This is a genomic window from Vibrio sp. 10N.222.52.B12, assembly GCF_002875385.1.
GTDB classification, from domain to species: domain Bacteria; phylum Pseudomonadota; class Gammaproteobacteria; order Enterobacterales; family Vibrionaceae; genus Vibrio; species Vibrio jasicida.
Map to the genome: position 1 here is coordinate 85,187 of NZ_MDAW01000156.1, position 5,036 is coordinate 90,222.

General features: G+C 44.1%; 3 protein-coding genes. 1 reads left to right on the forward strand and 2 read right to left on the reverse strand.

The annotated features are described in order from the left end of the window. Positions 1 to 20 precede the first annotated feature (20 nt). Both BCT11_RS24825 and BCT11_RS24830 read right to left on the reverse strand, forming a co-directional pair. Entirely contained in the window at positions 21 to 869 is an 849-nt protein-coding gene (locus BCT11_RS24825; RefSeq protein WP_038869214.1) for an ion transporter, read from the reverse strand. Between the two features lie 62 nt (positions 870 to 931). After that, on the reverse strand, positions 932 to 1,570 hold the full coding sequence (locus tag BCT11_RS24830) for a YchE family NAAT transporter (protein ID WP_038869216.1): 639 nt from the start codon (positions 1,568 to 1,570) through the stop codon (positions 932 to 934). A gap of 651 nt (positions 1,571 to 2,221) precedes the next feature. Between BCT11_RS24830 and adhE the strand changes: the two genes are divergently transcribed. Beyond that, positions 2,222 to 4,924, forward strand: coding sequence for a bifunctional acetaldehyde-CoA/alcohol dehydrogenase (gene adhE / locus BCT11_RS24835; protein ID WP_038869217.1), 2,703 nt, complete (start codon positions 2,222 to 2,224; stop codon positions 4,922 to 4,924). Positions 4,925 to 5,036: the final 112 nt, after the last annotated feature.

Genomic DNA, 5,036 nt, shown 5'->3' on the forward strand with positions numbered 1-5,036 from the left:
CCGATTCCCGATTCCCGATTCTAATCTTCCTCATCCGCTCTGACGACGCGATTATCAGGATCTGCCAGCTCACTACCACAATGCTTGCAGTGCATCGCATCAGAATCATGACCGGAGCGATTGCAGTTGGGGCATTTCACAAGCTCTTTGTGAGCATTCATCTCATTGCTCAGTTCTGCGGTAATAATCCCGGTTGGAACTGCCAATATCGAATAACCAAGCAACATAGTTAATGACGCGATTGCTTTACCGAGATGCGTTTGCGGCACCATGTCGCCATAGCCTACCGTAGTAATCGTCACAATCGCCCAGTAGATGCTTTTTGGGATACTCGTAAAACCGTTGTGTGGTCCTTCAATTACGAAGATCAACGCACCAAAGATGGTGACGAGAATTCCCACCGTACTAAAGAAGATAATAATCTTGCGTCGCGCCATTAAAAGGGAGCGCAATAAAATATTCGAGTCTTGCAAATAGCGAACTAACTTTAAAATACGGAAGATGCGCATAACACGCAGCAGTCTAACGACCCCCATAAAGGAAGCGCCAGGGAAGATGATAGCTAAGTAGGTTGGCAGTATCGCTAAGAGATCGACGACACCATAAAAGCTGGTGGCGTAGGACTTAGGTTTGGGCGAACAATACAGTCGCAGCAGATACTCAATGGTGAATAAAGCGGTGAAAGTATATTCCACGTAGCGCAACTCTTGCGACCATTCTGTCATTACAGTCGGCAGAGATTCCAGAATAAGAACCACGAGAGATGCGATGATCGCGACGATCAGCGCGATATCAAAGATGCGTCCGGCACGAGTATGAGTACCGAAAATAATCACATATAAATGATGCTTTAGAGACTTGCGAGGCATGATGTTGCACTATCGACGTTAAAATGAAACGGATTGCAACATCATACCAGAAGTTAAGAAACTTAGGCTAAACCAGGAAACAGGTTTCTTAGACCGTTCGCGATAAACTCAATACCAAGCGCGCCGAGGATTAGGCCCATAATACGAGTGATCACGTTGATGCCAGTTTGTCCAAGGAAACGCACAATTAAAGGCGCGGAGCGGAACAGTAACCAAGAGCAGAAACAAAACAAAACGATCGTTAAGCTGATACCAACTGTATCCAGCGCGCTAGGGTAGCGTGCACCGTAAACGATGGTTGAGCTAATTGCACCTGGACCTGCCATTAACGGCATGGCAAGTGGTACGACACCAATTTGCTCACGGCTTACGTATTCCGTCTTTTCTTGCTTGTTTTGCTTATCTTCACCCAACTTACCACTCATCATCGAAAATGCGATGCTTAGAAGCAGTAAACCGCCAGCTACGCGAAACGAATCGAGCGAAATACTGAACATGTCCAGCAACAACTGACCAGCAAATAAAGAAATAATCAGAATACTCGCGACAGCAATATTGGCCGTTGTAGCGGTTTTGCTTTTCTCTTCTGGCGTCATATGCCCAGTCAAAGACACAAAAACAGGCATGATGCCTACCGGGTTAACTGCGGCGACCAAACCGAGGAAAAACTGTAGGAAAATAGCTAACTCTAAAGTCTGCATGTTGCTTACTCGTAAACGTTCACAATAGTGAAAAAGAGAGGGGGTAATTTTAGGCGGTAATGTAAGGCAAAAGTGCGTTGGGAAGAAATGAAAAAAACTAACGTATTTGGGCTAGTATTTGTGAGAAAAACTAATTATTGAAAGAAATGTATGCATTCTGGAAACGAATTGTTACGTAGAAGACTGGTGAGAACCTGAACTGATTTACACAAACGTTAACATTCGCACATTTTTCACAAAAAGAAGGATGGTTTGTAGAGAGATATGACGCATTCGATATACTCTCAGTAGCACAAAAATTAGGGTCCACATGTAATTTTGTTGGCTAAAAATGAAACTTTTTTACAGATTGTTGTTGTTTCTTTTATTTTTTAGTTCGTTTGCTTCTTTTTTGTGCAATTAAAAATTAAGCTTAATTTGTTTGTTTATCAATTATTTAGCTGGTTTTGTTGTGGTAAACCACTACTTTGGGGGTATTTCAGTTGTGAGAACTGATCCAAGTCAATTTTTTTCACACTCTGAAATATTATACTCAGCCCTGAAAACAATTTACTAAGATGGTTGTTAGTTAAAACGCTGATAAACAGTCAAAACGAAAGACAATAGCCTTACTAAAAAGTTTTTAATATTTATTATTTTAGGAGATCCACCATGCCTGTAACTAACTTAGCTGAACTAGATGCTCTAGTAGCACGCGTTAAAGCAGCACAAGAAGAATTCGCAACGTTCTCACAAGAGAAAGTAGACGCAATCTTCCGCGCAGCTTCTCTTGCAGCTAACCATGCTCGTATCCCACTGGCACAACAAGCAGTTGCTGAATCTGGAATGGGTATTGTTGAAGATAAGGTAATCAAAAACCACTTCGCTTCAGAATTTATCTACAACAAATACAAAGATGAAAAAACATGTGGCATCTTGGAAGAAGATGACAACCTAGGCACGATGACTATCGCAGAGCCTGTAGGTATCATCTGTGGTATCGTTCCAACAACGAACCCAACTTCTACAGCAATCTTCAAATCTCTAATCTCTCTAAAAACTCGTAACGGCATCATCTTCTCGCCACACCCACGTGCGAAGAACTCAACTAACGATGCAGCGAAACTAGTTCTAGATGCAGCAGTAGCAGCGGGTGCTCCAAAAGACATCATCGGTTGGATCGACCAACCATCTGTAGAGCTTTCTAACGCTCTTATGAAGCACGACGGTATCGCTCTAATCCTTGCAACTGGTGGTCCAGGCATGGTTAAAGCAGCATACTCTTCTGGTAAGCCAGCAATCGGTGTAGGTGCAGGTAACGTTCCTGTAGTTATCGATGAAACAGCTGACATCAAACGTGCTGTTGCTTCTATCCTTATGTCTAAGACTTTCGATAACGGCGTAGTATGTGCTTCTGAGCAAGCTGCAATCGTAGTTGGTGAAGTATACGACGAAGTGAAAGAGCGTTTCGCTTCTCACAAAGCTCACGTTCTATCTAAATCTGACGCTGATAAAGTACGTAAAGTACTTCTTATCGACGGCGCACTAAACGCGAAAATCGTAGGTCAACCTGCTCCAGCAATCGCTGAAATGGCTGGTGTTAAAGTTCCTGCTGATACAAAAGTACTTGTAGGTGAAGGCCTAGGTAAAGTTTCTTACGATGATGAATTCGCTCACGAGAAACTATCTCCAACTCTTGGTCTATTCCGCGCTGACGACTTCGAAGACGCAGTTGCTCAAGCAGTAACAATGGTTGAAATCGGTGGTATCGGTCACACATCTGGCCTTTACACTAACCAAGACGTTAACGCAGACCGCATCCGTTACTTCGGTGACAAGATGAAGACTGCACGTATCCTTGTAAACATCCCAACTACTCACGGTGGTATCGGTGACCTTTACAACTTCAACGTAGCACCTTCTCTAACTCTAGGTTGTGGTTCATGGGGTGGTAACTCTATCTCTGAAAACGTTGGTCCTAAGCACCTTATCAACAAGAAAACTGTAGCTAAGCGAGCTGAAAACATGTTATGGCACAAACTACCTAAGTCTATCTACTTCCGTCGTGGTAGCCTTCCAATCGCAATGAGCGACCTAGAAGGTAAGAAACGCGCATTCCTAGTAACTGACCGTTTCCTATTCAACAACGGTTACGCTGACGAAGTAGTTAAACTGCTTAAAGAGCAAGGCATCGAAGTTCAAACATTCTTCGACGTAGAAGCGGATCCAACACTATCTGTTGTTGAGAAAGGCGCAGAAGCAATGAAGAGCTTCCAACCTGACGTAATCCTAGCTCTAGGTGGCGGTTCACCGATGGATGCAGCTAAGATCATGTGGGTAATGTACGAGCACCCAGAAACTCACTTCGAAGAACTAGCAATGCGCTTTATGGACATCCGTAAACGTATCTACAAGTTCCCTAAAATGGGTCAAAAAGCTGAGCTTGTATGTATCACTACAACTTCAGGTACGGGTTCTGAAGTTACTCCATTCGCGGTTGTTACAGACGACAAGACTGGTGCTAAGTACCCACTAGCTGACTACGAAATCACGCCAAACATGGCTATCGTTGATGCTAACCTAGTAATGAACATGCCTAAGTCTCTAACAGCATTCGGTGGTTACGATGCTGTAACTCACGCTCTAGAAGCTTACGTATCTGTTCTTGCTAACGAATACTCTGATGGTCAAGCTCTACAAGCACTTAAGATGCTTAAAGAATACCTACCATCAAGCTATGCAAACGGTGCAAACGACCCAATCGCTCGTGAGAAAGTACACAACGCGGCAACTATCGCTGGTATCGCGTTTGCGAACGCATTCCTAGGTGTTTGTCACTCAATGGCGCACAAGATTGGTGCTGAGTTCCACCTACCACACGGCCTTGCTAACGCGCTACTAATCTCGAACGTTGTACGTTACAACGCGAACGATAACCCAACTAAGCAGACTGCATTCTCTCAGTACGACCGTCCACAAGCACGTCGTCGTTACGCTGAAGTTGCTGACCACCTAGGCCTAAGCCAAGCTGGTGACCGTACTGCTCAGAAAATTGAACGTCTACTAGCATGGCTAGAAGAGCTGAAAGGTGACCTAGACATCCCGCTGTCGATTCAAGCAGCAGGCGTTGCAGAGTCTGATTTCGTTGCGAAACTAGACGAGCTAGCGGTTGAAGCGTTCGATGACCAATGTACTGGTGCGAACCCACGTTACCCTCTAATCACAGAGCTAAAAGAAGTACTAATGGCTTCTTACTACGGTAAAGCATTCGTTGAAGGCGAAACTTTCGAAGGTACAACTGTTATCAAAAAGAAAGCAGACCAAGTAGCGAAAGAAGCAGCACCAAAAGCTAAGAAAGAAAAAGCTAACGCATAAGCAAGATGTTAGTTATGGGATAGGTTTTCGCTAGCACGAAATCTACCATCGGGAAAAAGCAAAGCCCCAGTCGAGAGACTGGGGCTTTTTTTAGGTTCATCGCGGATAAGCG